Annotated in this window: 25 protein-coding genes; 17 read left to right on the top strand and 8 right to left on the bottom strand. The window is 70.9% G+C overall.

What is annotated here, in order from left to right; translation table 11 throughout:
- Positions 1-7: 7 nt before the first annotated feature.
- Both AB4079_RS18180 and AB4079_RS18175 read left to right on the top strand, forming a co-directional pair.
- Positions 8-391: a DUF2000 domain-containing protein gene (locus AB4079_RS18180; RefSeq protein WP_441788735.1), complete on the top strand. Its 384-nt coding sequence runs from the start codon at positions 8-10 to the stop codon at positions 389-391.
- Between the two features lie 35 nt (positions 392-426).
- The gene (locus AB4079_RS18175) at positions 427-1,140 is read left to right on the top strand and encodes an alpha/beta fold hydrolase (protein WP_441788734.1); all 714 of its coding nucleotides are present in this window, start codon (positions 427-429) and stop codon (positions 1,138-1,140) included.
- 25 nt (positions 1,141-1,165) lie between these two features.
- On the opposite strand, the gene AB4079_RS18170 is transcribed toward AB4079_RS18175, so the two are convergent.
- Entirely contained in the window at positions 1,166-1,714 is a 549-nt protein-coding gene (locus AB4079_RS18170) for a hypothetical protein (protein WP_441788733.1), read from the bottom strand.
- Positions 1,705-3,594 (bottom strand): glycoside hydrolase family 15 protein, encoded by a 1,890-nt coding sequence (locus AB4079_RS18165; RefSeq protein WP_441788732.1) that lies wholly within the window; start codon positions 3,592-3,594, stop codon positions 1,705-1,707. The genes AB4079_RS18170 and AB4079_RS18165 overlap by 10 nt, the downstream gene beginning before the upstream one ends.
- A 162-nt stretch (positions 3,595-3,756) precedes the next feature.
- Here AB4079_RS18165 and AB4079_RS18160 point away from each other — a divergent pair, with 162 nt between their 5' ends.
- The 3 genes from AB4079_RS18160 to AB4079_RS18150 are packed head-to-tail and all read left to right on the top strand — an operon-like array spanning position 3,757 to position 7,542.
- Positions 3,757-5,160, top strand: coding sequence for an MFS transporter (locus AB4079_RS18160; protein WP_441788731.1), 1,404 nt, complete (start codon positions 3,757-3,759; stop codon positions 5,158-5,160).
- Between the two features lie 42 nt (positions 5,161-5,202).
- On the top strand, positions 5,203-6,282 hold the full coding sequence (locus AB4079_RS18155) for a DUF998 domain-containing protein (RefSeq protein WP_441788730.1): 1,080 nt from the start codon (positions 5,203-5,205) through the stop codon (positions 6,280-6,282).
- 39 nt (positions 6,283-6,321) lie between these two features.
- Entirely contained in the window at positions 6,322-7,542 is a 1,221-nt protein-coding gene (locus AB4079_RS18150) for a low temperature requirement protein A (RefSeq protein WP_441788729.1), read from the top strand.
- Positions 7,543-7,564: 22 nt separating this feature from the next.
- Here AB4079_RS18150 and AB4079_RS18145 read toward each other — a convergent pair whose 3' ends face one another.
- The gene (locus AB4079_RS18145) at positions 7,565-8,338 is read right to left on the bottom strand and encodes an SDR family oxidoreductase (protein ID WP_441788728.1); all 774 of its coding nucleotides are present in this window, start codon (positions 8,336-8,338) and stop codon (positions 7,565-7,567) included.
- A 101-nt stretch (positions 8,339-8,439) separates the two neighbouring features.
- Between AB4079_RS18145 and AB4079_RS18140 the strand changes: the two genes are divergently transcribed.
- The 5 genes from AB4079_RS18140 to AB4079_RS18120 all read left to right on the top strand — a co-directional run bounded on the left by AB4079_RS18140 (position 8,440) and on the right by AB4079_RS18120 (position 12,977).
- Positions 8,440-9,297 carry a helix-turn-helix transcriptional regulator gene (locus AB4079_RS18140; protein ID WP_441788727.1) on the top strand — a complete coding sequence of 286 codons (858 nt, stop codon included), beginning with the start codon at positions 8,440-8,442 and terminating at the stop codon, positions 9,295-9,297.
- A gap of 122 nt (positions 9,298-9,419) precedes the next feature.
- Complete coding sequence (locus AB4079_RS18135) at positions 9,420-10,139, top strand: histidine phosphatase family protein (protein WP_441788726.1); 720 nt, start codon at positions 9,420-9,422, stop codon at positions 10,137-10,139.
- The gene (locus AB4079_RS18130) at positions 10,132-11,010 is read left to right on the top strand and encodes an NAD(P)H-hydrate dehydratase (RefSeq protein WP_441788725.1); all 879 of its coding nucleotides are present in this window, start codon (positions 10,132-10,134) and stop codon (positions 11,008-11,010) included. The genes AB4079_RS18135 and AB4079_RS18130 overlap by 8 nt, the downstream gene beginning before the upstream one ends.
- A gap of 103 nt (positions 11,011-11,113) precedes the next feature.
- Positions 11,114-11,602 carry an SHOCT domain-containing protein gene (locus AB4079_RS18125; RefSeq protein WP_441788724.1) on the top strand — a complete coding sequence of 163 codons (489 nt, stop codon included), beginning with the start codon at positions 11,114-11,116 and terminating at the stop codon, positions 11,600-11,602.
- Positions 11,603-11,738: 136 nt separating this feature from the next.
- Positions 11,739-12,977, top strand: a complete 1,239-nt coding sequence (locus tag AB4079_RS18120; protein WP_441788723.1) for an AI-2E family transporter — start codon at positions 11,739-11,741, stop codon at positions 12,975-12,977.
- Positions 12,978-13,079: 102 nt separating this feature from the next.
- Here AB4079_RS18120 and AB4079_RS18115 read toward each other — a convergent pair whose 3' ends face one another.
- Both AB4079_RS18115 and AB4079_RS18110 read right to left on the bottom strand, forming a co-directional pair.
- Entirely contained in the window at positions 13,080-14,162 is a 1,083-nt protein-coding gene (locus AB4079_RS18115) for an ATP-binding protein (RefSeq protein WP_441788722.1), read from the bottom strand.
- A gap of 93 nt (positions 14,163-14,255) precedes the next feature.
- Positions 14,256-14,594 (bottom strand): hypothetical protein, encoded by a 339-nt coding sequence (locus tag AB4079_RS18110; protein WP_441788721.1) that lies wholly within the window; start codon positions 14,592-14,594, stop codon positions 14,256-14,258.
- 103 nt (positions 14,595-14,697) lie between these two features.
- Between AB4079_RS18110 and AB4079_RS18105 the strand changes: the two genes are divergently transcribed.
- The gene (locus tag AB4079_RS18105; protein ID WP_441788720.1) at positions 14,698-16,098 is read left to right on the top strand and encodes a DUF2252 domain-containing protein; all 1,401 of its coding nucleotides are present in this window, start codon (positions 14,698-14,700) and stop codon (positions 16,096-16,098) included.
- Here AB4079_RS18105 and AB4079_RS18100 read toward each other — a convergent pair.
- The gene (locus AB4079_RS18100; RefSeq protein ID WP_441788719.1) at positions 16,091-16,888 is read right to left on the bottom strand and encodes an alpha/beta fold hydrolase; all 798 of its coding nucleotides are present in this window, start codon (positions 16,886-16,888) and stop codon (positions 16,091-16,093) included. The two genes, AB4079_RS18105 and AB4079_RS18100, sit on opposite strands and share 8 nt — an antisense overlap.
- Positions 16,885-17,697 (bottom strand): ABC transporter ATP-binding protein, encoded by an 813-nt coding sequence (locus AB4079_RS18095; RefSeq protein WP_441788763.1) that lies wholly within the window; start codon positions 17,695-17,697, stop codon positions 16,885-16,887. Before AB4079_RS18095 ends, AB4079_RS18100 begins: the two co-directional genes overlap by 4 nt.
- Positions 17,698-17,813: 116 nt before the next feature.
- On the opposite strand from AB4079_RS18095, the gene AB4079_RS18090 reads away from it, so the two are divergent.
- From AB4079_RS18090 to AB4079_RS18065, 6 genes are all read left to right on the top strand, one after another.
- Positions 17,814-19,205 carry an ATPase gene (locus AB4079_RS18090; protein ID WP_441788718.1) on the top strand — a complete coding sequence of 464 codons (1,392 nt, stop codon included), beginning with the start codon at positions 17,814-17,816 and terminating at the stop codon, positions 19,203-19,205.
- A gap of 115 nt (positions 19,206-19,320) precedes the next feature.
- The gene (locus AB4079_RS18085) at positions 19,321-19,992 is read left to right on the top strand and encodes a hypothetical protein (protein WP_441788717.1); all 672 of its coding nucleotides are present in this window, start codon (positions 19,321-19,323) and stop codon (positions 19,990-19,992) included.
- On the top strand, positions 19,979-20,332 hold the full coding sequence (locus AB4079_RS18080) for a hypothetical protein (protein ID WP_441788716.1): 354 nt from the start codon (positions 19,979-19,981) through the stop codon (positions 20,330-20,332). The genes AB4079_RS18085 and AB4079_RS18080 overlap by 14 nt, the downstream gene beginning before the upstream one ends.
- Positions 20,333-20,341: 9 nt before the next feature.
- Positions 20,342-21,250 (top strand): hypothetical protein, encoded by a 909-nt coding sequence (locus AB4079_RS18075; protein ID WP_441788715.1) that lies wholly within the window; start codon positions 20,342-20,344, stop codon positions 21,248-21,250.
- Positions 21,247-22,443, top strand: a complete 1,197-nt coding sequence (locus tag AB4079_RS18070) for an OmpA family protein (RefSeq protein ID WP_441788714.1) — start codon at positions 21,247-21,249, stop codon at positions 22,441-22,443. The genes AB4079_RS18075 and AB4079_RS18070 overlap by 4 nt, the downstream gene beginning before the upstream one ends.
- 54 nt (positions 22,444-22,497) lie before the next feature.
- Positions 22,498-23,145 (top strand): NADPH-dependent F420 reductase, encoded by a 648-nt coding sequence (locus AB4079_RS18065; protein WP_441788713.1) that lies wholly within the window; start codon positions 22,498-22,500, stop codon positions 23,143-23,145.
- Positions 23,146-23,161: 16 nt separating this feature from the next.
- On the opposite strand, the gene AB4079_RS18060 is transcribed toward AB4079_RS18065, so the two are convergent.
- Positions 23,162-23,434: a hypothetical protein gene (locus tag AB4079_RS18060; RefSeq protein ID WP_441788712.1), complete on the bottom strand. Its 273-nt coding sequence runs from the start codon at positions 23,432-23,434 to the stop codon at positions 23,162-23,164.
- Positions 23,435-23,489: the final 55 nt, after the last annotated feature.

Genomic DNA, 23,489 nt, shown 5'->3' with positions numbered 1-23,489 from the left:
GGTGGTCGTGGTGGACGAGTCGCTGCCTGCGGGCATCGCCGCCAATGCGGCCATCTGCGCGGCGGCGGCCACTGCAGCTCGTGTGGACGGACTTCTCGGCCCGGACGCGGTGGACGCCGACGGGAGCGCGCATCCCGGGCTGCCCTGGGCGGGATGCTCGGTTCTGCGGGCCTCCGGCACGCAGCTGGCGGCGATCCGGGTGAAGGCGGGGACCGCAGAGGACGTCTTCGTCGCCGATATGCCGGCTGCCGCACAGCTGACCCGCGTCTACGACGAGTACCTGCAGGGGGTGACCGGGTCCCGCTCCGGCGAACTCCCCTACTACGCGGTCAGCATCGTCGGTCCGCGCAACCGGGTCGACCGCATCGTCGGCAAGCTGGCGCTGCTGTAGCGCGGGATGTCGGACCTCTGCGCTACCGTCGGCGCATGGAGATCATCCTCGTTCCCGGATTCTGGCTCGGCGCCGACGCCTGGCGGGAGGTGGCGCCCGTCATCGAGCGGTCGGGGCACCATGCGCATCCGCTCACGCTGCCCGGCCTGGAGTCGGGAGAGACCGATCGCGGCCGCATCACGGTGCCGGACCAGGTGGATGCGATCGTCCGTCAGATCGACGCGGTCGGCGACGCCGGCGCACGGGATGTGGTGCTCGTCGGGCACTCGGGCGGCGGTCCGCTGGCCTACGCCGCGACGGGACTGCGTCCGGACCGGGTCTCGCGGACGGTCTACGTCGACTCCTGGCCGCTCGGGCCCGGCGGCGTCATCGCCTCGGACCTGACGCCCGTCGACGGCGAGATCGACCTGCTCGACTGGGAGGACTTCGAAGACGCCGACCTGGTCGACCTCACCGACGCGCAGCGGGAGGAGTTCCGCCGCACGGCCGTCCCTGAGCCGGGAGCGATCCCCACCACCCCGATCGAGCTCACGGACGACGCACGACGTCGAGCCGTCCCGGCCACGATCGTCGCGTGCGAGTTCACGCCGGCGGACCTCCGCTCCTGGGTCGACGGCGGCTCGCCGGTGCTGGCGGAGGTCGGGCGCCTGGAGCGCCTCGACGTGGTCGAGCTGCCGACCGGACACTGGCCGATGTTCACCCGCCCCGCCGAGCTCGGCGCGCTGCTGGCGGAGGTCGCCGACCGCTGAGGCTCGCACTCGGTGACGCGCGCACTCAGTGCTGCAGCGCGCTCTTCAGCAGGATGACGACGATCCCGAACGATCCCGTGACGACCGCCCCGACCAGGCAGACCAGCACGGAGCGGCCGCGACGCCGGAACGCCGAGAACCCGAGGATGGCGAGCATCAGCACGGCCAGCCAGAGCGCCAGGGCGACACCGAAGTCGGGGGGCAGTGCCCCGATGGCTGCCAGCAGCAGAGGGATGCTGGGCACGATGGCCGCCTCCAGCATCCCACCGGACTCGCTGAGCGCGTGGCGGATCGAGTCCCGCACGCGGCCCCTGACGCTGGCCTCATCTGCCTGGAATCCGAGCGCGGTCGAATAGACGTGCGCGAGCCAGAAGACGACGATGCTCACCAGGCTGAAGACGAGCAGGCGCACGGCCGACTCCTGGTCGTCGTCGGCGCCCGAAGCCGCCGCCACGACGCTTGCATAGACGATCGTCCCGTAGATCGCGGCCGGAGACCCCCAGTGCCGCCACAACCCCCTCCGGACGGACGGATCGCGGTCGCCCGGAGGGTTTCCCGGCTCGTTCAGGTCCATCGGCGCCGCGTCGCCGCACTCTCCAGGGCGGCGTCCAGCTCGATCGCTGCACGGATCAGCGCCAGGTGGGTGAAGGCCTGCGGGAAGTTGCCGAGCTGCAGACCCGACGGGTCGATCTCCTCCGCGTACAGGCCCACATGGTTGCCGTAGGTCAGCATCTTCTCGAACGCGTACTGCGCCTCCTCCAGCCGCCCAGCGTCGGTGAGCGCCATCACGTAGAAGAAGGAGCAGAGCGAGAAGGTGCCCTCCTCGCCGGGCAGGCCGTCCGGCGAGGCCGCCGGGTTGTAGCGGTACACCAGGCTGTCGGTCACCAGCTCCTCCCCGATCGCGTCGAGCGTCGACAGCCACATCGGGTCCTGCGGCGCGATCATCCCGACCCGCGGCATCAGCAGAGTGATCGCATCCACGACATCGGTGCCCGGGTACTGCGTGAAGGCCTTCCGCTCGGGGTTCCAGCAGCGCGTGAACACCTGCTCGTAGATGGCGTCCCGTTCGGCCGTCCACCGTTCCAGCGGCGCGGGGAGGCCGCGGTCGCGCGCGATGCGGATGCCCCGGTCGAAGGCGACCCAGCACATGATTCGGCCGTAGGTGAAGTCCTTCCTGCCGCCGCGGGTCTCCCACACCCCTTCGTCGGGCTGATCCCAGTTGTCGGCCAGCCAGTCCAGGATGCCGCGCAGCTTCGCCCACCCCGGGTTGCCGATCGGGCGGAACTGCTCGCCGACGGCGAGCGCCTCCAACGCCTCCCCGTAGATGTCGAGCTGCAGCTGGTCCGCCGCCCCGTTCCCGACGTGGACGGGTCGCGAGCCGGCGTAGCCCTCGAAGTGGTCCAGGGTGAGCTCCTCCAGGTCGGATGATCCGTCGATCCGGTACATGATCTTCAGCGGCCCGGACGAGTCGCCGACCTGTTCGATCACCCGATCGCCGACCCACAGCTCGAACGCGATCGCTTCGTCGGTGTAGCCGAGCGCGAGCAGGGAGAAGACCGAGAAGGAGGCATCCCGAATCCACGTGTAGCGGTAGTCCCAGTTGCGAACGCCGCCGAGCTGCTCCGGCAGCGCGGCCGTCGGCGCGGCCACCAGCGCCCCGGTGGGTGCATACTGCAGCAGCTTCAGCACCATCGCTGAGCGCTCCACCTCCTCCCGCCAGCGTCCCGTGAAGGTGCTGCGGGAGAGCCAGTCGCGCCAGAAGTCGACGGTGTCGCGGAACAGCCGGGTACCCCTGGCGGCTCCGAGCCCGCGCGGATCGGCGGCAGGCTCGGTCTCGAAGGCGAACAGCCGGCGTTGCCCCGCGGTGAGCGTGATCGTCACGTCGACGTCGTCGCCGTCGAGGGCACTGCCGCCGAGATCGCCGTCGAGGTCGCCGCCGTCGAGATCGTCCGGGCCGACTCCGAGCAGCGCCGCGCTGTTCTCGCCGTCGTCGAAGCGGACGCCGTGGGCGGTGGCGGTCGCGGTGTGGGTGCGGCGACCGTAGTCGAACCGTGGCCGGCACTCCACCCGGAACGTCACCTCGCCGCGGACGACCCGGACGACGCGCACAATGGTCCGGCTGGCGGTCGGGACCTTCGGTTCGGCGGCGACGGGCATGAAGTCGATGACTTCGCCGACACCGTCCGCGGACATGAACCGCGTGATGAGGACCGCCGTCTGTGGAAAGTACATCTGCTTGACGCGCATCCCGTCGCCCGGCGCGTGGATGCGGAAGTAGCCGCCCTTCTCGGGGTCCAGCAGAGCGGCGAACACCGACGGCGAGTCGAACCGCGGCGCGCAGAACCAGTCGATGCTCCCCGCCGTGGAGACCAGGGCGACCGTCTGCAGGTCCCCGATCATGCCGTGCTCGTCGATTCCCGGGAAGCGGGAGCCCCCGTGCGATTCCGCAGCCATGTCCGCCCCTTCCGTCCCGCCGCCCCTGCTCGCGCGCATGCTAACGCCGCGGACATCCGGGCGGGAAGGGGCCGTTGCCCGTACCAGAGGGGCGACCGCGATCTGCGGTCTAGCCGAGGCCGGCAACGCGGAGGCATCATGCAGCCGACGGGAGGAATCCGGATGTCCGCTACCGGGGGCGCCGTGACGGGGTGGGTGCTGGCGCCGCTCGCCCTCGCGCAGTTCATCTGCTCGTTCGCCGGCTCCAACATGAACGTGATGCTCAACGACATGAGCGAAGATCTGGGCACGACCGTGCCGGGCATCCAGCTGTCGATCACGCTGTTCCTGCTGACCATGGCGGCACTCATGGTGCCGTTCGGCAAGCTCACGGACCTTCTCGGCCGCAAGGTGTGCTTCCTGCTGGGGCTGGGGATCTACGGGGTCGGCGCCGTCCTGAGCGCGTTGGCTCCTGGGCTGGGGCTGCTGATCCTCGGGAACTCGATCCTGGAGGGAGCGGGCACTGCACTTCTGATCCCACCGGTGTACATCCTGGTGACGCTCTATTGGAAAGATCTCCGTTCGCGCGCCCGCTCCTTCGGGATCGTCAGCGCCGCGGGAGGTGTGGGGGCCGCGACCGGTCCGCTGATCGGCGGATGGATCTGCACCGCGATCAGCTGGCGTGCTGCCTTCGTGTTCCAGGCGATCATCATCGTCGCCATCCTGCTGCTGGCCCTGCGCCTCAGGGATCCGATTCCCGCCGACCCGACGATGCCGTACGACGGCATCGGGGCGGTCCTCTCCGGCGCCGGCTTGGTGGTGTTCGTGACGGGCATCCTGGCGATCGACGACCGCGTCGTCCTGGGAGTCGTGCTGCTCGTCGCGGGCGCGGCCATCATCGCCGGCTTCTACGCCTGGATCCGCGGACGGGAGCGTCACGGCCGCGCGGCGTTGCTCTCCACCGCGCTGTTCCGGAATCGAGAATCGAACCTCGGGCTGGTCACTCAGAACTTCCAGTGGCTCCTGCTGATGGGAATCTCGTTCCTTGTGGCCGGCCACCTTCAAGTGGTGCGACAGTATGACGCCGTCGAATCGGGCGTGATCTTCAGCGCTGCGACGGTCGGAATCCTGGTCTCCTCGCTCAGCGCCGGCCGTCTGGTGCGGTCGATCGCCCAGCGCACGCTGATCCTCAGCGGCTTCCTGGTCACCGCCCTCGGGACGGTTCTGCTCCTGCTGGTGGGCGCTGTGCCAGGGGCGTGGCCGTTCGCCCCCGGACTACTCGTCATCGGCCTGGGGCTCGGGGTCATGCTCACACCCAGCGTGAACGTCGTGCAGTCGGCCTTCCCGGAGGAACTACAGGGAGAGATCTCCGGCCTGTCCCGCAGCGTCTCGAATCTCGGATCGAGCTTCGGGACGGCGATCGTGGCAAGCATCCTCGGCCTCACCGCGCGGGGCCCCGGCGACAACTATGCGCTCGCCATGGTGCCCTTGATCGTCGTGGCGATCGCAGGGGCGGTCGTGGCGGGTTTCCTGCCGGGACGAAGGGCGGCGCCGGCCGGCCGCGTTGCCCGCGCGACCGAGGCCTGATCGAACGTTCAGGCAGCGACGGACAGAGGAGGAGGACCGACGATGACCGGGATCCGGCAGAGAAGCACCACTCGTGTGGCCATGAGGGCGGCCGCGCTCGACTTGGAGGGTGCCGCCATCGTCGTGGGCGCCGCCGCGCTGGTGGTCGCCGCGATCGTCTCCCTCCCCTTCTTCTGGGGTCGGTCCCTTCCCATCGTAGGTCCCGGCTCGGTGTCGCAGTTCACCGCACTGGCCGCAGGCATCCTGGCCGTGGCCGCGTACGTCGTCGGTCGCCTGTGGCACCGCGACGCGCTGACCCCGTTCGGTGGCCGACCGGACCGGGAGCCCGGGAGCGCCCCCCGGAGCGCACCCGCCGTGTCCGTGTTCGACACGGCGGTGATCGCCGTGTCGCACGGGATGATCGCCCTGCTGGGCTGGCTGCTGCTCGGAGCCGTGCTCGCGGACGGCTTCGCCGACGCGACCGTTTACGCGTTGTCGGCGACCGCGCTCGCCGGTGCGGCTGCGGGCGTGACGGCCTACGCGGTCTTCCTGTCGGCGACGCGAATGGACCTGATGCGCCTGTCGACCGTGCTGGCGGTCTTCGCCGTGGTGGGCATCCTGGTGGCGACGCTGACCGCGCCGGACCCGCACTGGTGGCAGTTCCACCTGAGCGCGCTGGGCATGACGAACAGCGTTTCGTCGCTGACCTTCAACCTGACGCTCATCGTCGCCGGGCTGATGATGGCCGCGATCGCCCGCTATGCGACGGACCTCACCGGGGTCGACGCCTCTCTCCGCGCGGCGACGCTGCGCGTGCGCGTGTGTCTCATCCTGATCGGGGTGCTGCTGGCGGGGGTCGGCCTCTTCCCGCTCGACGTGTCGCAGATCCTGCACAACGTCTCGGCGGTCGGGATGCTGATCGCCTTCGCGCTGCTGATCTTCTGGGTGCGCCCGGCGCTGCCGCAAGCGCCGCGCGCCTTCCTCCTGTTCGGCTACCTGTCGTTCGCGGTGATCGTGGTGGCCGCCGTGTTCTTCGTCACCGGCTACTACGTCCTGACAGCGACCGAGCTGATCGCCGGCGTCATCGTGTTCGCCTGGGTCACGGTGTTCCTGCGCGTGAGCGGTGCGGGCGCGCGCGCCTGACGATCCCGGCAATGCTGCGAGTGCGGCCATACTGTGCGTGTGGCCGAACGAAGCGAGAGGTTCCGCATCGGATTCTCCGCCGACCTGCTGCGGCCGGCTACGGGCGACGCATCGCACCGCGTCACCTACATCGAGCTGTTCTTCGACCTGGTGTTCGTTTTCGCCATCACGCAGGTCTCGCACATCCTCATCCACGAGCAGAGCGGCAGCTCACTGGTGCACACCCTCATACTCGGCTGGGCCGTCTGGTGGATGTGGGTCTACACCACCTGGGCGTCCAGCTGGCTGAACCCGGAGACCGGTGCCGTTCGCGCCCTCTTCATCGTGCTGATGTTGTTCGGTCTGCTGGTCTCGATCGCGATCCCCGAGGCGTTCGGTGCGCGCGCGCTGCTTTTCGCGGTCAGCATGGTCGCACTGCAGCTGAGCCGCAGTGTGTTCGCGATTTTCGCGTTCGCGCGACAGAGCCCAGCGCATGCCGTCAACTTCGTGCGCATCAGCGTCTGGCATGCCGTCGCGGGCGCGGTCTGGATCATCGGCGCGTTCGTGCCGGATCAGGCCCGCCTCTGGGTGTGGCTCCTCGCGCTGGTGATCGACCTGGTCGGCCCACGAGTCCGGTACTGGACACCGGGCCTCGGGGCCTCCCGGGTGGAGACCTGGAACGTGTCAGGAGAGCACATGTCCGAGCGGGTCAGCCTGTTCCTGATCATCGCGCTCGGCGAATCCATCGTCGTCACCGGGTCGACCTTCGGGGCCGGAACGATCGGGTGGGCGACCTTCGGCGCTTTCGTCGGCGCCTTCGTCGGCACGGTGCTGATGTGGCTGCTCTACTTCACCCACAACCAACGGAGCGGCAGCGAGTACATCGAGAACGCTGCCGGGCGCGGCATGGTCGCGCAGACGGCGTTCACGTACATCCCGATCCTGTTCGTCTTCGGCATCGTGCTGGCCGCGGTCGCCGACGGTCTGGTGCTGCAGGATCCGACCGGAGACACGAACGTGTGGACCGCCGGGCTGCTGACCGGCTCGGCAGCCCTCTACCTGGTCGCCAACGCGGTCTTCCGGCGAGCGGTCGGCGGACCGTGGCTGGGCACACATCTGGTCGGCGCCGTTGTCGCACTCGCCCTGTTCGTCATGCACAGCGTGCTCACGCCGCTCGCTCTCAGCTGGTTGGTCAACCTGGTGCTGCTCGTCGTCGTCGTTCTCGACGAGACCGCGAACCGGCGCCGAGCAGCACGAGCGACTGCCGACGCCGGGCCGTGATCACGAGGCGGCACGGAGCGCCCTACGCCGCCTCCTTCCCGTGCGGGTCGGACGCGTTGAGCACCTCCACCACACGGTCGTAGTCGCCGCGGGCCTCGCCGTAACGGAGGAACTTGACCCGTTCGACCTGCAGCTCCTTGGCGTCCGGCTGCGTCTCGATCAGCTCCATCACCTCGGCCACGAAGTCGTCGAGGGGCATCGCGAACTCGCTCTCCTCCTGGCCGGGCAGCAGGGCGGTCCGGACCGCCGGCGGCACCAGTTCGAGGATCTTCACCGAGGTGTCGGCCAGCTGGAGGCGGATGCTCTCGCCGAGCATGTGGACGGCGGCCTTGCTCGCGTTGTAGCTGGGTGTCGCCTTCAGCGGCGTGAACGCCAGACCGGACGAAACTGTGACGATAGTCGAGTCGGGGCGCGTCTGCAGGTGCCCCACGAATGCGGCGATCAGGCGGATCGGGCCGAGCACGTTGGTCGCGACGACAGCCTCGGCCGAGTCCAGGAAGCCGGCCGGGGTGTGCCAGTCCTCGACCCGCATGATGCCGGCCATGGCGACCAGAACATTGAGGTCAGGATGCGCGGCGAGCACCTCGGTCGCAGCGTCCCGGATGCTCTGGGCGTCTGCTGTGTCGATGCGCACGGTGTCGATGCCGGGGTGCTCGGCGGCGATCTGCTCGAGCAGCTCGGTGCGCCGGCCGCCGACGATGACGGTGTTACCGCGGTCGTGGAGGGCGACGGCGAGGGCGAGCCCGATTCCGCTGGTCGCGCCGGGGATGAAGACGGTGTTTCCTGTGATGTTCATGCCTCCACCTTCGGGCCGGCCGCCAGGCGGAGGAAGTGGAGCGGTCATCCAGGGATCGGCGGTCCCTGGTTGCCGCGGGCGAGGGCGTCCATGATGGAGGTATGGACCGTGCCGCACTCGCCGACTTCTTGCGACGCCATCGCGAGACGCTGCATCCCGAAGACGTCGGCCTGCCTGCCGGCGCCCGCCGTCGTGCCCCCGGGCTGCGGCGCGAGGAGGTCGCCCTCCTGGCGGCGATGTCCACCGACTACTACACCCGGCTGGAGCAGCGGCGCGGCCCCCAGCCGAGCGAGCAGATGCTGTCGTCGCTCGCACGGGCGCTGCGGCTGACCGCCGACGAGCGGGACTACCTGTACCGCGTCGCCGGACACAACACTCCCGATCGACTCTCGGGTGCCGGGCACGTCTCCCCCGCCCTCCTGCGCGTGCTGGACCGCCTCGACGACACACCGGCGCTGGTGCTGTCGAACCTGGGCGAGACGCTGGTGCAGAACCGGATGGCCGTCGCCCTGCTCGGCGACCGCTCAGGCTACACGGGCCTGGCCCGCAGTGAGTACTACCGCTGGTTCACGGATCCGGAGACCGCGCGGGCGCAGTACCCGGAGGACGACCGCGCGCGTCAGAGCCGGGCGCAGGTCGCCTCGTTGCGCGACGCGTACGGCGCGATGGGTCCGCGGTCGCGGGCGGGTGAGCTGGTGCGGGCGCTCCTGGCGGAGAGCCCGGAGTTCGCCGAGTTGTGGGAACGGCACGAGGTCGCCCGCCGGTTCGAGGACCACAAGACGCTGCTGCATCCCGAACTGGGGGCCATCGAGCTGGACTGCCAGGCGCTGTTCACCGAGGACCAGTCGCAGTGCCTCCTCGTGCTCACCGCTCCGCCGCGCACGGAGGCCGCCGAGAAGCTGGCGCTGCTCTCCGTCCTGGGCACCCAATCCTTCGCCCCCGCCTCCCCCCGCCGCTAGCGCCCCACCGTCGAGTACACAAAAACTGCTCGCCGTCGCGGCGTGTCGCGTGCACTATTCGTGTACTCGACGGCGGGGCGGTGGGGGCGCAGGGGCGGGACGGCGGGGGTACAGTCCTCGGCATGACCGCCCGCACCCTGCTCCTCATTCGTCACGGCGAGAGCACGGCGAACGTCGCCGCTGCGGCCGCGGAGGCCGCCGGCGTCGATGTCATCGCCGTCGAGGCGCGCGACGCCGACGTCAGCCTTTCGCCGCTCGGCGAGCTGCAGGCCGGGGCGTTGGGCGCCCGCCTGCGCGAAGCGCTGCCCGCCGACGCCGTCGTGTACAGCTCGCCGTACCGCCGGGCGATCCAGACCGCGCAGTTCGCCCTGGGCGAGCGTGTCCCGCTCCGCATCGACGAGCGCCTCCGGGATCGCGAGCTGGGCATCCTCGACCGGCTCACCGCGGTCGGGGTGGAGCGCCGGCTGCCGCTGGAGGCCGACCGGCGGCGCTGGTCGGGCAAGTTCTACTACCGTGCACCGGGCGGCGAGGCGTGGACGGATGTGGCGTTGCGGCTCCGCTCGTTCCTGCGGGATGCCCTCCCCACCGATTCGAGGGACGGTGTGGTGGTCGTCTTCGCGCATGACGCGGTGGTCAGCCTTTTCCTGTACGTGCTGCTGCGGATGACCGAGGCGCAGCTGGCCGAGCACCTGCTGACCCATCCCATCGCGAACGCGTCGGTGACCGAGCTCAGCTTCAACGGCGCCGAATGGCACCTGCAGGCATTCGCCGATGACACGCACCTGACGGCCGCGGGCCTGCCCGCGACCGAGCACGCGGGTGAGGCGCGGACCGATGCGTGAGCGGACGGGCGCGCATCCCGAGCCCGCCGAGGAGGTCACACCCGAGCTGCTGCGCGCCTGGCCGCTCCCGGAGCCGTCCGGGTCCAAGCGTTCCCGCGGCGAGGTGCTGGTCCTCGGCGGAGCGCTCCGCTCCCCTGGCGCTGCCATGCTCGCCGGTCGCGCCGCCCTGCGCGTGGGCGCCGGGCGCCTCACACTGGCGGTCGGAGCATCCGTGGCCGCGCAGGTGGCGGTCGCCTTCCCCGAGTCGGGGGTCGTCCCCCTTCCGGAGACATCCAGCGGTGCTGTGCGCGGTGCGGGTGTCCGCGAAGCGGCCGGCGACCTGGCCGGCGCGGATGCGGTGCTCCTCGGGCCGGGGCTCGACGACGCGACCGAGACTGCCAGGATGCTCCCTCGCGCCGCCCGCGCGGCCGGCCGCGACACGGTGATCGTCCTCGACGCCTTCGCGCTCGGCGCGCTCGCGGGGCGACCGCGTCTCGCGGGTGACGGCCCGCGCATCCTCACCCCGAACACGGAGGAGGCGTCTCGGCTGCTCGGGCGCGAGGCGGACGACCTGGACGCGGACACCCGGGAGCTCGCCCACCGCTACCGCGCCGTCGTCACCTGCTTCGGCCGGGTCGCGTCGCCCGACGGGCGCCTGCTCAGCGTGGGCGACGGCGACGCCGGCCTCGGCACGTCGGGAAGCGGCGATGCGCTTGCCGGAGCCATCACCGGACTCGCGGCCCGCGGTGCGGAACCGCTCCAGGCCGCGGTCTGGGGCACCTACCTGCACGTGGCTGCCGGCCGGCGGCTCAGCGGGAGCGTCGGCCGCCTGGGTTTCCTGGCGTCCGAGATCGTGGACCGGTTGACGGCGGAATTGGACGCGCTCAGCTGACCCATCCCGCACCCGAAAGTTCTCTCTAGCCGCGCGAACGCGCCCGGCGATACTCTCACCGCACATCCAGACGTCGAGCTGGAAATCGAGAGGGGAGTCCACTATGGACTGGAGCAACTTCTGGAGTGTCGTCTGGCTGTTCTTCTGGAGCTTCGCCTTCGTGGCGTACCTGTTCGCGCTGTTCGCGATCATCAGCGACCTGTTCCGTGACCACAAGTTGAACGGCTGGTGGAAGGCGCTGTGGATCATCTTCCTGATCTTCGTGCCCTTCCTGACGGCGCTCGTCTACCTGATCGCGCGCGGCCCCGGCATGGCCGAGCGCAACCAGAGGGAGGCGCGACAGATGCAGTCGGCGACGGACGACTACATCCGTCAGGTCGCCACGTCGAGCCCGGCCGACGAGATCGCGAAGGCCAAGGCGCTGCTCGACAGCGGAGCCATCACGCCGGACGAGTTCGCGCACCTGAAGGCTCGGGCACTCGCGGGCCACGGCGCACCGCCGGCCGCACCCGGCGGCGCAGGCGCAACGCCGATGGCGCCGGCCGCTCCGGCAGGTCCCACCACGACACCGCCCGCAGCGCCGACGGTCTGAACGACCCCGGCACGGCGCGCGCCGTGACCGGACCGGCATCCCGGATCCACAGCCGTCGCCCTCGGACGACGGCTGTGGTTCTCCAGGCCCACCGCTCGCGACCGTTCACGGCCGCCGTCAGGGAGGAGTGCTCCAGATGAGCACGGGTGAAGCTGCGCCTGCACCGCAACCGGCACCGAAGCAGGGCAGTCGGTGGCCGTTCCGCCGCCGTCCGCGTCCGACGGCGCCGGCCGGCCCGATCGACCCCGACGCCGAGCTGAACGCTTCGGGAGGTCTCGGGCGCGGCCTCCGAATCCTCCTCGGCCTCGCCGCGGTGGCCGTGGTCTCGTTCGGCATCGCGGGCATCCAGGGCATCTTCGCGCCGACCTTCCTCGCCCTCATCCTGACCATCTGCGCTCAACCGGTGCGCGTCTGGCTCGAACGGCATGGAACACCGCAAGGGTTGGCCACCGGCGCCGTCGGCCTGACGGTGTTCGCGCTCCTCGCCGGCTTCATCGGCCTGCTGTGGGTCGCGCTGGCTCAGTTCGTGGGGATGCTGCCCCAGTACAAGCCGCAGCTGCAGCAGCTGGGCGATCACATCGCGTCCTGGCTGCAGAGCATCGGCGTCGGGCCGCAGCAGTTGCAGCAGATCAAGTCCGGGTTCAATCCGGGAACGATGCTGAATTTCCTCACGGGTCTGCTCGGCAACGCCCTCGGCATCGTCGCCCTGCTGGTGATCGTGCTCACCATGCTCATCCTGATGCCGGCCGATGCGGCGTACACACCGTCGCTGCTCCGTCAGCTGCAGCCGACGCGCCCGAACCTGGTGTACGCGATGAGCGGGTACGCCCACTCGGTCCGCCGCTACATGGTCGTCACCACTCTGCTCGGGATCGTGCAGGGCGTCCTCAACGGCATCCTGCTGTGGATACTGGGCGTGCCGGCGGCGCTGTTGTGGGCCATCCTGTCGTTCCTGTGCAGCTTCATCCCGAACGTCGGCTACTTCTTCGCGCTGGTGCCGCCGATCGTCTTCGGCTACCTGACCGGCGGCTGGGGCACCGTGATCGCGATCATCGTCATCTACGGGATCATCAATGCGGTGGTGCAGTCAGTCGTCCAGCCCAAGGTGGTCGGCAGCGCGGTCGCCCTGAGCCAGACGCTCACCTTCTTCTCCGTGCTGTTCTGGGCGGTCGTCCTCGGCCCGATCGGCGCCATCCTGGCCATTCCGCTCACCTTGCTGTTCCGGGCCATCCTGATCGACTCCGATCCGCGTGCGCGGCTGTGGCGGCCCATCATCGGCGACCTCAGCCACACCCGCGAACTGATGAAAGAGGAGTCGCACGCCCGGCGGGACGAGCGGCAGCAGCGCCGCGACCAGACCGGCCACCGTGGGTAGCGCGATCGGGAAGAACGCCGTCGAGGTGCTCGCAGTTGCCGCCGACACGCCGCAGCCAGGTGCACCTGCGAGCACCTCACGCGTCAAAGAGACGCGGGGTGGCTAGCCTGCCGCGACCGCGAGGTCGCTGCCTCCCTCGACGGTGAGCCGGCGGCCGATCCTGACCCGTTGCGGCTGCTCGCTGAACGCGCCGGCGAACAGCGCCTCGCCCTTGCGGAACGACGGCGACGACTGCAGCAGGTCCGGCGGCACGAAGCCGAACACGTCGGCGAGCTCCGCGAGGTCGCGCGGCGAGTTCATCCGCATCAGTCCCAGGTTGTCGCACTGTGAGAGCACATTGGGGTGGATCTTGGTCGGCCGTTGAGTGGACAGGAACAGCCAGAGTCCGAACTTGCGGCCCTCCGCGGCGATCTGGATGAGCTGCTCGGTCAGTTGCGCCTCCACACTCGACCGCGGCGCCGGCGGGCAGAAGTTGTGGGCCTCGTCGATGACGATGAGGATCGGCCGGCGCTCCATCCGCTTCAGCCACAGGTCCTCCAGGATGCCGAGCGCCGCGGCCTGCGGCTCCCCGGGATGTGTGAACCCGCCGACATCGAGGACCACCGCGCGCGGCCGCTCGGCGACCGCGGCTGCACCGGAGGACCCGCCGAACGCCCACAGCGGCCACTCCAGGATCTGCAGGTTGTCGAGCCGGAGGCCCAGGCGTCGCCGCGCCGGGTCGGTCGACGCGGCGAGCGTCTGCAGGAACGTGTCCCGGGAGAAGGTCTCCGGCGTCACATCCAGGTGCAGGAGGGCGTTGTACTCCTCCTCGTCGACGATCGGGTCCAGGCGGCCGACGGCGGCCTTGGAGCGCACGCTGAGGTCGACGAAGCGGATGTGGAGCTGCGGTTCACGCTCGGTGCTCGAATGGAGCACCCGGATGCCGAGGTCGCCCCAGCGCTCCGCGTCGGCACGGTCCGCGTCGTCACGCGTGCGCGCCAGCTCGGTGAAGTCGGCGTTCGGATCCAGGACGGCGATCGGCAGCGCGGTGTGCAGCAGCAGCTGCTCGAGCACGACTCCGAGGGCGTACGTCTTTCCGGACCCGCTCTGCCCGCACCAGAAGGTGTGCCTGTTGAAGCGGGAGCCGTCCAGCACGGCCGGCCGTTCCGGGCTCTCCGCCAGGGTACCGACGGTCAGCGGAATCACGGGCCCCTCCTCCCAGCGGCCCTTCCGGCCCGCGTGCGGCCGATGCTAGCGCCGGGATGCGGTGCACGGACACCCCGAAGTCAGCGGGGTCCGTCAGGCGGGCCGCAGGGTCTCCGGCAGGGGGAAGGGCAGCGTGTAGAACAGCTGCGGGGCATCGATGGCGCCGAAGTCGTCCTTCTTCACGACGATCCGCTGCGTCGACACTTCGGTGAGACGGACCCGCAGGCGGCGCCCGTCCTCGAGCTGCAACTCGTACCGGTCGGCGAGGTAGCCGATGCCGGCCCGCTCCAGCGTCTCTTCGCCCGTGAGCCAGTCCACCGCGCCTCCCAGCTCCCGTCCGAGGAGGTCGACCGGGACGAACCCGTCACCTTCCGGACGCAGCCATCCGACGCGCTCGCCGTCCTCGCGGCGGTGCTCGATCCACTCCTGCATTCTGCATACCCTAGCGGCCGGGCGCGGACCTATGATGAGCGCGTCCACGCCCGGTGGTGCTCCGCGTCGACGTCGGGGCACCGCAACCGGAAGGAGGCGCGGCATGACACTGGACGTCGCAGAGGCGGGTGAGCGCGCGGAGAGTCCGCTCACCGCAGAGGAGCTCCGCGAGGCGGGACGGGCTGCGCGTGCAGCCCTGCCGCGCTCCGATCAGGCGGACTACGCGCCGCCGCCCGGCCGCGACCCGGTCGGCATCCTGCAGGCTCAGCACGAGAACCGCCTGCAGAACCTGATCGACCTCCGGGTCGAGCGGATGAGCGCGAACGCGTTCGCCTTCTATCGCGGGACGGCGGCGATCCAGGTAGCCGACCTTGCGGGCGCCCCGACCACGGGCGCGGAGGTGGTGATCTGCGGCGACGCGCACCTGAGCAATTTCGGCATCTACCGGTCACCCGAGAACGCCATGGTCTTCGACATCAACGACTTCGATGAGTCGACGGTCGGCCCGTGGGAGTGGGATGTGAAGCGCCTGCTCGCCAGCGTCGTCCTCGCCGGGCGATCCCTGGGGCTGCCGGCCGACCGCATCCGTGACACGACGGAGGCGGGGGCTGCGCAGTACCGGACCGCGCTGCGACGTGCCCTCGAAGCCCCGCTGACCACCCGGTACTACTCGCCCGCGACCGTCGAGTCCTCGCGAAACCGCAACGCCCTGAGCAAGGACATGGTGCGACTCGTCGACCAGGTGACCAAGGAGTCGCGCAAGCGCACCAGCGAGCACGTCGCCCGCAAGACCCTCGAAACGGGTGAGGATGGGGTGCTGCGCTTCGTGGACAGTCCGCCCATCCTGCGGCGGGCCGAGCCGGAGGTGCAGGCGCTGGCCCAGGGCGCCTACGAGCAATACAGGAGCACCCTGCCTCCGAACACTGCGCTCCTCGCGTCGCAGCTGCGGCTGGACGACGTCGCCCGCCGTGTCGTCGGAGTCGGAAGCGTCGGCACCCGGTGCTTCATCATCGCCCTCCGCGGTCCGACCGGCGAGGTGGTGCTCCTGCAGTTGAAGGAAGCCGAGGCGTCCGTCGTCGAGCGGTTCGGCGGTGTGGCCCCGCTGACCGGGTACCTCGACCTGAGCCTGCTGCCCGATGAGCAGGGCTACCGCGTGGTCGCCTGCCAGCGCATCCTCCAGGCAGTCTCCGACCCGTTCCTCGGGTTCCTCCGGGTGGAGGGTTTCGCCTTCTACATGCGCCAGTTCCGCAACCGGAATGCGTCGTTCGACATCCCATCGATGAACCGGACGCAGTTCTTCGACTACGCCCGCATGTGCGGTGCGGTGCTGGCACGGGCGCATGCCCGCTCGCCCAAGGCGCCGTTCGTCTCCGGCTACGTCGGCTCCGGTCCGTCGTTCGTACGTGCTCTGGCGGAGTGGGCGGAGCGCTATGCGGACCAGGCGGAGGCCGACTTCGCGGAGTTCGTGGTGGCCGCGAACGACGGAGCGTTCGCCGTCACCTGACGCCGGTGGGGCGGGCGCGCTGGCCCTCCGGCAGGAGGAAGGCGCGCACGGCCTCCTCGACGGCGGGGGTGTCCAGGTGGAGGCCGTGCCGCGCATCGAACTCGACGAGGGCGGCGCGCGGGATGCGGTCCGCGAGCACGCCCGCGTGCGCCAGCGGGGTCAACGCGTCGTGCGTGCCGTGCACCACGAGCGTCTCGGCACGGATGCGATCGAGGACGCCAGAGCCGTCGTGGTCACGGCTCGCGGCGAAGTGCCCGCGCAGGGCGGGACGGGAGGCGACCCGGCTGAAGAAGCGCTCGACATCGGCGGAATGCGTGTCCGCCCACTCCGCGTCGAAGAACAGGGGAACCATCCGCGCCAGGTCCCCGCTCAGCAGGTCCGCGATCGCAGCGGGGTCGCGCGGCGCTGCGCTGCGGTCCCCGGAGCTGGTGGCCAGGAGCACCAGGCGCCTCACGCGCTCGGGGTGGTCGGCCGCGAGCCACTGTGCGACCCGTCCGCCCATCGAGTGGCCGACCACGTTGGCCGCGGCGACTCCGGCTGCGTCGAGCACGGCGACGGCGTCCGCCGCGAACCCCCGCGTCGAGTACGCGGACGGGTCACCGAGTCCGCTCTCGCCGATGCCCCGGTGGTCGTACACGATGACGCGGAAGTCGCGGGCCAGCGCCTCGGCGAACGCGCCCCAGCCGTGCATCCCGGTCGCCTGGCCGGCGATGAGCAGGACGGGGACTCCGACGCCGTGCTCCTCGAACGCGATCGGGGTTCCGTCGTCGGCGGTCGCGAACTCCGTCACGACGTCGTTCCGCCGATCGGATGCTCCCGCACGGCGCGCGCGCTCCAGCGCCCGTCGGCCTTCTCGACCCGGATGCGGTGCTCGAATGCCCGGGAGACCCTCTCGGTGGTGACCACGTCGTCGATGTGTCCGAGCGCGACCGTCCGGCCGTGAGCGATGAGGAGCGCGTGCGTGGTCGACTCCGGCAGCTCCTCCAGGTGGTGGGTGACCAGCACGGACGCGAGCTCCGGAGACGTGTGCGACAGACCGTCGATCGTCTCCAGCAGCTGTTCCCGCGCGGCCACGTCGAGCCCGGTGGTCGGCTCGTCGAGGAGCAGCAGTCGCGGGTCGGAGATCAGCGCGCGGGCGATCAGCGCCCGACCGCGTTCGCCCTGCGACAGCGTGGGCCAGCGGGCGTCGGATCGTTCGTCGAGGCCGACCGCGTGGGTGAGGTCGCGGGCCCGGCGCAGCTCGGCCTCCGTCGCCTCCCACCGCATCGGCGGCTCCAGCGTCCCGGTCAGCCCGGTCAGCACGACCTGGGTCACCGTCAGCGGCGAGCGCACCGGGTGGCGCGGGTTCACGTGGCCGATGTGCCGCCGGAGCTCCTGCAGCTCCACCCGGCCGAGGCGCCGCCCCAACACGTCGACCGTGCCGGACGTCGGGAAGCTGAGGGCGCCGCAGAAGCCCAGCACGGTCGACTTGCCCGCGCCGTTCGGCCCCAGCAGGGCCCAGTGCTCCCCCGCTCGCACGGTGAGGTCGATGCCCTCGAGGATGTGCGTGCCCCCGCGGCGGAAGGTGACGTCTCGCAGGACGAGCACGGGGTCGGGGATCACCGATCCACCCTACCGAGCCCGCTGGCCCTCCCTGATAATCGGCACAATGTCCCTTCACGGTTTCGCGACCGGGGTCTATCGTGCGTGTTCGACGTCTGCATCCTGTACAACGGATGCGTCAGAAGGAGAACACGACAGCCGTGGCCCTCGACCTGCCGACCATCCCCCTCATCACCGCACGCTTCCGTGGCGACGCCACCGCCGAGCTCAGTGTCGACGGCGAGCGCGAGGAGTTCGCGGCCGACAGCGTCGAAGCGCTGCGCGACGCCGTGCTCACCCGGGTGACCGCCGTCGCCGCCGACCTCGGGCGCCCGGTGCAGCTCACCGCCGAGGACGACGATGGCGCGTGGCTGCTCGCGGTGCATCCCGACGGCGAGATCGGCGAGGAGGAGCCGCTCGACGCGGACCCTGTCGAGCAGGGCGATGTGCCGGCGCCGTTGCCGGCGCACGGCGCCCACTCGGCCGGGGCGTACGCCGAGCTGGATGCGCTGGACGCGCAGGACGCGCCGGATGTGCGGGATGCGCAGGATGCGCCGGATGGGCAGGAGGCGCCACTCGGCGCAGACGCGCCGGACACGCAGGACGGCCCGCAGCGCACCTCGTTCCTGCAGGAGCAGCCGAGGACCGACCGGGCCGCACGCGGCTGGCGCGGCTTCCTCGTGCGCGTCGGGCTGCCCGTCGCGGCGTCGCGGTCGGAGCGCGAGGAGCGCGCCGAGGTGCAAGCGGTGAGCCGGCACTGGGCCGGTCCCCGCACCATCTCGATCGTCAACGGCAAGGGCGGCGCCAACAAGACGCCGACCACGGCCATGCTCGCTTCCGTCTTCGCGCGCAACGGCGGCTCCGGTGTGCTCGCCTGGGACAACAACGAGACGCGCGGCACTCTCGGCTGGCGGACGGAGCAGGCGGCGCACGACGCCACCCTGCAGACCCTGTTGCCCGCGGTGGATCACCTGCTCTCCCCCGCCGCGCAGTCCTCGGAGCTCGGCTACTTCGTCCACCACCAGACCGCCGACAAGTACGACGTGCTGCGGTCGAATCCGGCCATGCTGGCGACCCAGCAGCGGATCACCACCGAGGACTTCGACCGGCTCCACGCGGTGGCCGCCAAGTACTTCCGGCTCATCTTCGTCGACTCCGGCAACGACGAGTCGGCGGAGCGCTGGCTGCGCATGATCGACCACACCGACCAGCTGGTGATCGCGACAACAGCGCTCGGTGAGCACGCGGAGGCGGGGGCGCTGCTGCTGGAGGCCCTCGCGCAGCGCGACGAACGGTCGGCCAGGCTCGCCCGCGACGCCGTCGTCGTGGTGTCGCAGTCGGAGCGGACCGGAAACCGCACCGATGCCCGCACGGTCGCCGCCGGCTTCGAGCCGCTCGCCCGGCGCGCGGTGACCATCCCGTTCGACCCGGCGCTGCACGGCGGCAGGCTCGATTTCGACTCGCTGGCGAAGCCGACACGCCGGGCGTGGCTGCACGCGGCAGCCGCCGTCGCGGAAGGCCTCTGACGGGCCGGAGACCTGTGACCGCGCGGTATGCCATGGGTCACGGTTGGGTGACGTTCGGGCTTCCTTCGACCTTCACCTAGCCGACGCACAGGCCCAGTGCCTACGCTCGCCCGATATGACGACGCAGCCGCTGAGAGTGGGGGTCCTGGCTCGCCGCCGGCTGGCCCGGCTGGCCCGCCGCGATGCCGCCGCCGTGCACGACACGGAGCCGGACCGCGCCGACGCCACGACACCGACCGTGGCGACCCTGCAGGCGCGTGCCGACGCCTACGCCCGCCGCGAGGAGCAGCGGTTCTTCCGGCGGATGCGGCGCGAGCTGACGGAGCACCGGGTGCTCGTCTCCGCGCTGCGCAGCGACATCGACGCCTACGACCGGCAGCTGGAGCGCATCTCCGATGCCGGTGGCGAGGCCGCCGCCCGGCCGAACATCGCCGAGGGCCGAGGGCCGGCCTTCGAGGAGCTCCGGCGGCTGGAGCGCCGCATTCGACGAGCCCACCGTCGCGCCGACGAACTCAGCGCCCTCATCAACTCCCGCTTCACCGCCGCGCAGCTTCGGGCGGCACGGATGTTCGACCGCTCCGACGAGAAGACCGCGCTGTACTGGGGAGCACTGCGCGAGGCCACCGCCGGGCGCGTCGCGCCCCGGCCGCCCGCGCTGCGCCGCTCGGAGTGGCTCACCGCCCGCGGGACCGCGGTCGACGCTCTGCACCCGATCAGCGAATCCCGCACCGTGGACACGATCCGCGAACACGACGCCGACACCAGGAGGACCGATGCCAGGACGTGAACGGCTGAAGGACTACCGCGTCCCGGCCACCGGAGGGCTGCGCCGTCGGCTCCTCTGGCGACTGCGGCGCATGCGCCACGCGGTCGACGTGGAGACGCTGGAGGTGTTCGAGCACGAGCTCGCCGCCTTCGAGCGCGCCGGCGTGGCCGACCTGGAGGCGCAGCGAACCCGCAACGTCGCCGCCGCGTCCTCACGGCTCGCCGAGGCGCAGCAGCGCGAGGAGCTGATCCGCCGGGCGCTCGAACGCGCCGAGGCGGATATCCGGCGCGCCGACCAGGACGTCGAACGGCTGGATGCCAAGCTCGCCGGCCACGACCCCGACTTCCACACCTACGCCTGAGAGGCCGCCATGGCTCGCGACATCGTCACCCGCCCGCCCCGCCTGAGACCGCGCGTCGGGCACATCTCGCCGTTCGCGCACGCGATGGTCTACGTGCTGTTGCTCGCGATGATCACGGTCGACTACATCCTGTTGGCCCAGGCGCTCACCCTGCTCCTTCGCAACGACAGCCAGTACGGCTCCATCGGGCTGCAGATGTACGTCATCACCCTCGGGATCTCGCTTGCGGTGGTCACACTGCCGCACGTCGTCGCCATCCTGCTGCGGCGGGTGCAGGCGGGAGTGATGTCCCGTCGCTGGATCGCCACCTCGATCGTGCTCGGCCTGGTCTGGGCGGCCATCCTCGTTGCGATCACCGTCGCGCGGATCAAGGCGGGCATCGACGCCCAGAGCGCCGGCGGCCTCACCGGTCTCGTCGGCGGCTCGCAGACGGCCGCGCCCGCCGTGTTCTCCTGGACGGCGCCCGACACGATCATGGCGTTCCTCATGCTGGGCGTACTGATGACCTCCGGCGCCGTCAGCTTCGTCGCCGCCTGGCTGACCACCCGGCCGCTGCTCACCGCGGCCGAGAAGGCGCACGCGCATGCAGCACGCCTGCGGGTGCACCGGGACCGCCTGCTCGGCGAGGCCGTCGCCGCACAGGAGCGGACGCGGTCCGCGCACCAGCTCGACGCCCACGACGCCGTCCGCTACACCGGCGCGCGGGTGACCTTCCACTCGCGGATGGATGTGGTGCGCGCCCAGCTGGCCACCCGCCTGGCCCAGCGCGAGCGCGACCCGGAGAGCACCAGCCAGATCATCCGGGAGCTGCGCGCGCGTCGCAGCGTCGAGGCGCCCGACGTGGCGGCGCCCTTGCCTCCCGGCGGGTCGACTCCGGGCGGCCCGACGCCCGGCACGGCGACCGGAGGTGTGCAGTGAGCATCCGCCCGCGCCTCCGCCCGCGCCTCCTCGCCGCGGCGGCCGCGGTGGTGGCGGTCTGCGCCGGCCTGACGGCCTGCACGCCCGCGACGGCCTCCGGCGAAGCCTGCGACCAGTCCCACAAGCGCAACCTCGGAGTGGTCGCCGGCAGCACCGCCAACGCGCCGGCCGTCGCCCTCCCCGCCTCCGCTTCGTCGCAGCTCTCCGCCGCGAGCAAGACGAACGGGGCTGTGACCGTCGTCGTGCCGTCGGGAACGCCGCAGGTGATGGGCACCACCCCGCTGGGCTCGTCGGCTCAGGATGCGATCGTCTGTCAGAACGACCAGCGCACCAAGCTCACGCAGATCACCTCGTACATCGGCGGACTCAAAGCGACGGCTCCGGAGGTCGATTACCTCGGAGCGATCGACCAGGCGGCGCGCGACCTCGGCAGCGACCCGATGGGCGTGATCGTGATCGGCAGCGGACTGCAGACGACCGACCCCCTGAACTTCGCCGGGACCGGCCTGCTCTACGCCGACCCGAGCCAGGTGGTCTCCGACCTCACCTCCCGCAACCTGCTGCCGTCCGACCTCAAGGGTGTGACGGTGTACTGGTCCGGGATGGGCGACGTCGCGGGTGCCCAGCAGCCGCTCACCGTCCCCGCCCGCAGCAACCTGGAGGCCATCTGGTCGGCCGTCGTGAAGGCCGCTGGTGGCACGCTCTCCCTGCTGCCTGAGCCGGCCTCCGGCAGCGCCGCCCCGTCGCTCCCGGCGGTCACGCCGGTCACTGTCGAGGCGGTGGCCACCAAGACCGACTGGACGCACCCGGTCGTGATCCGCAACAGCGACCTGCTCTTCGCCAAGGACACGGCCGACTTCTCCGACCCGGCCGCGGCTCAGAAGGTGCTCGCCACCCTGGTGCCCGCGATCGAGCAGAACGGGAAGCCGGTGACGATCACCGGCACCGCGTCGAAGGATCAGGCGACGGACAACACCGCCGACACAGCGCTCTCACAGCGACGGGCCGACGCGGTGAAAGCCGCGCTGGTGGGCCTGGGCGTGCCGACCTCGCTCCTGAAGACCGCCGGCGTCGGGTTCCAGTGGTGCGGCTGGAAGAGCGAGACGGACGCGACGGGAAAATACTCCGACGCTCTCGCCGAGCAGAACCGTACGGTCATCCTCACGTCCGCCGGCGTCGGACTGTGCGGCTGACCGAAACGTGCGGCTGCCGGGGAATGCCGTGAGCGGGACCGGGGTTCCTCCGGCATGACGACTATCGGATTCATCGGTTCAGGACACATCGGCTCCCAGCTCGCACGTCTCGCGGTGGCACGCGGCTACGACGTCGTGCTCAGCAACTCGCGCGGCCCGGAGAGCCTTCACGGCCTCGTGGGCGAACTCGGCGAGCACGCCCGTGCGGCGACACCGGTCGAAGCCGCGGCGGCGGGCGACATCGTCGTGGTGACCACCCCGCTCGCCGCCGAGGCGACGCTGCCGGTCGAGGAGCTCGCCGGCAAGGTCGTCATCGACACCAACAACTACTACCCGCGGCGCGACGGGCACATCGCCGAGCTGGACGACGAGTCCACGACCGTGGCGGAGCGCCTGCAGAAGGTGCTGCCCACCTCGCACGTGGTGAAGGCCTTCAATCACATCGGTGCGGGCGAGCTGACCAGCCAGGGCCTCCCGGCCGGTTCCCCCGACCGCCGGGCCCTCATCGTCGCGGGCGACGACGCAGCGGCGCGCGACCGCGTCGCGGCGCTGATCGAGGAGTTCGGGTTCGACGCGGTGGACATCGGCGAGCTCGCCGAGGGGTGGCGCGCCCAGCGCGACACCCCCGCCTACGTCAGGCGTTACGATGCCGCCGGACTGCGTGAAGCCCTTGCCGCGGCCAAGCGCTACCGCGACATGTGAGTGCTGACGGCGGGGCTCAGTGCGCCGGCTCGGCGACGAGCTCCGCCGTCATCGTCGCGTCGTCCGAGTCGGCAGCCGCGCGGGCGGAGAGGTAGCTCCCGCTCACGAAAGCCGCCGTCGCGAAGACGAGGGCGACGATGAGGTCGGACCACTGGGTGGGCGTGAGGTGCTGCAGAAGCCCTCCCGTTCCCCGAGTGGTGCCGGTCGCGCCGGGCGCCAGGAGCAGTCCGAGAGCCAACGCGCAGACAGCGGCGGAGAATCCGAGGACGTACCAGGCGATTTCTTTCACGTGCCTAGCTAACAGCGTCCGACGAAGCGGATGAAGAGGCTTGCGTGGCAGCCCG

The organism is Leifsonia sp. 2MCAF36 (assembly GCF_052115525.1).
In the GTDB taxonomy this organism is placed as follows: domain Bacteria; phylum Actinomycetota; class Actinomycetes; order Actinomycetales; family Microbacteriaceae; genus Leifsonia.
This window is presented reverse-complemented; position numbering and strand designations above follow the sequence as displayed.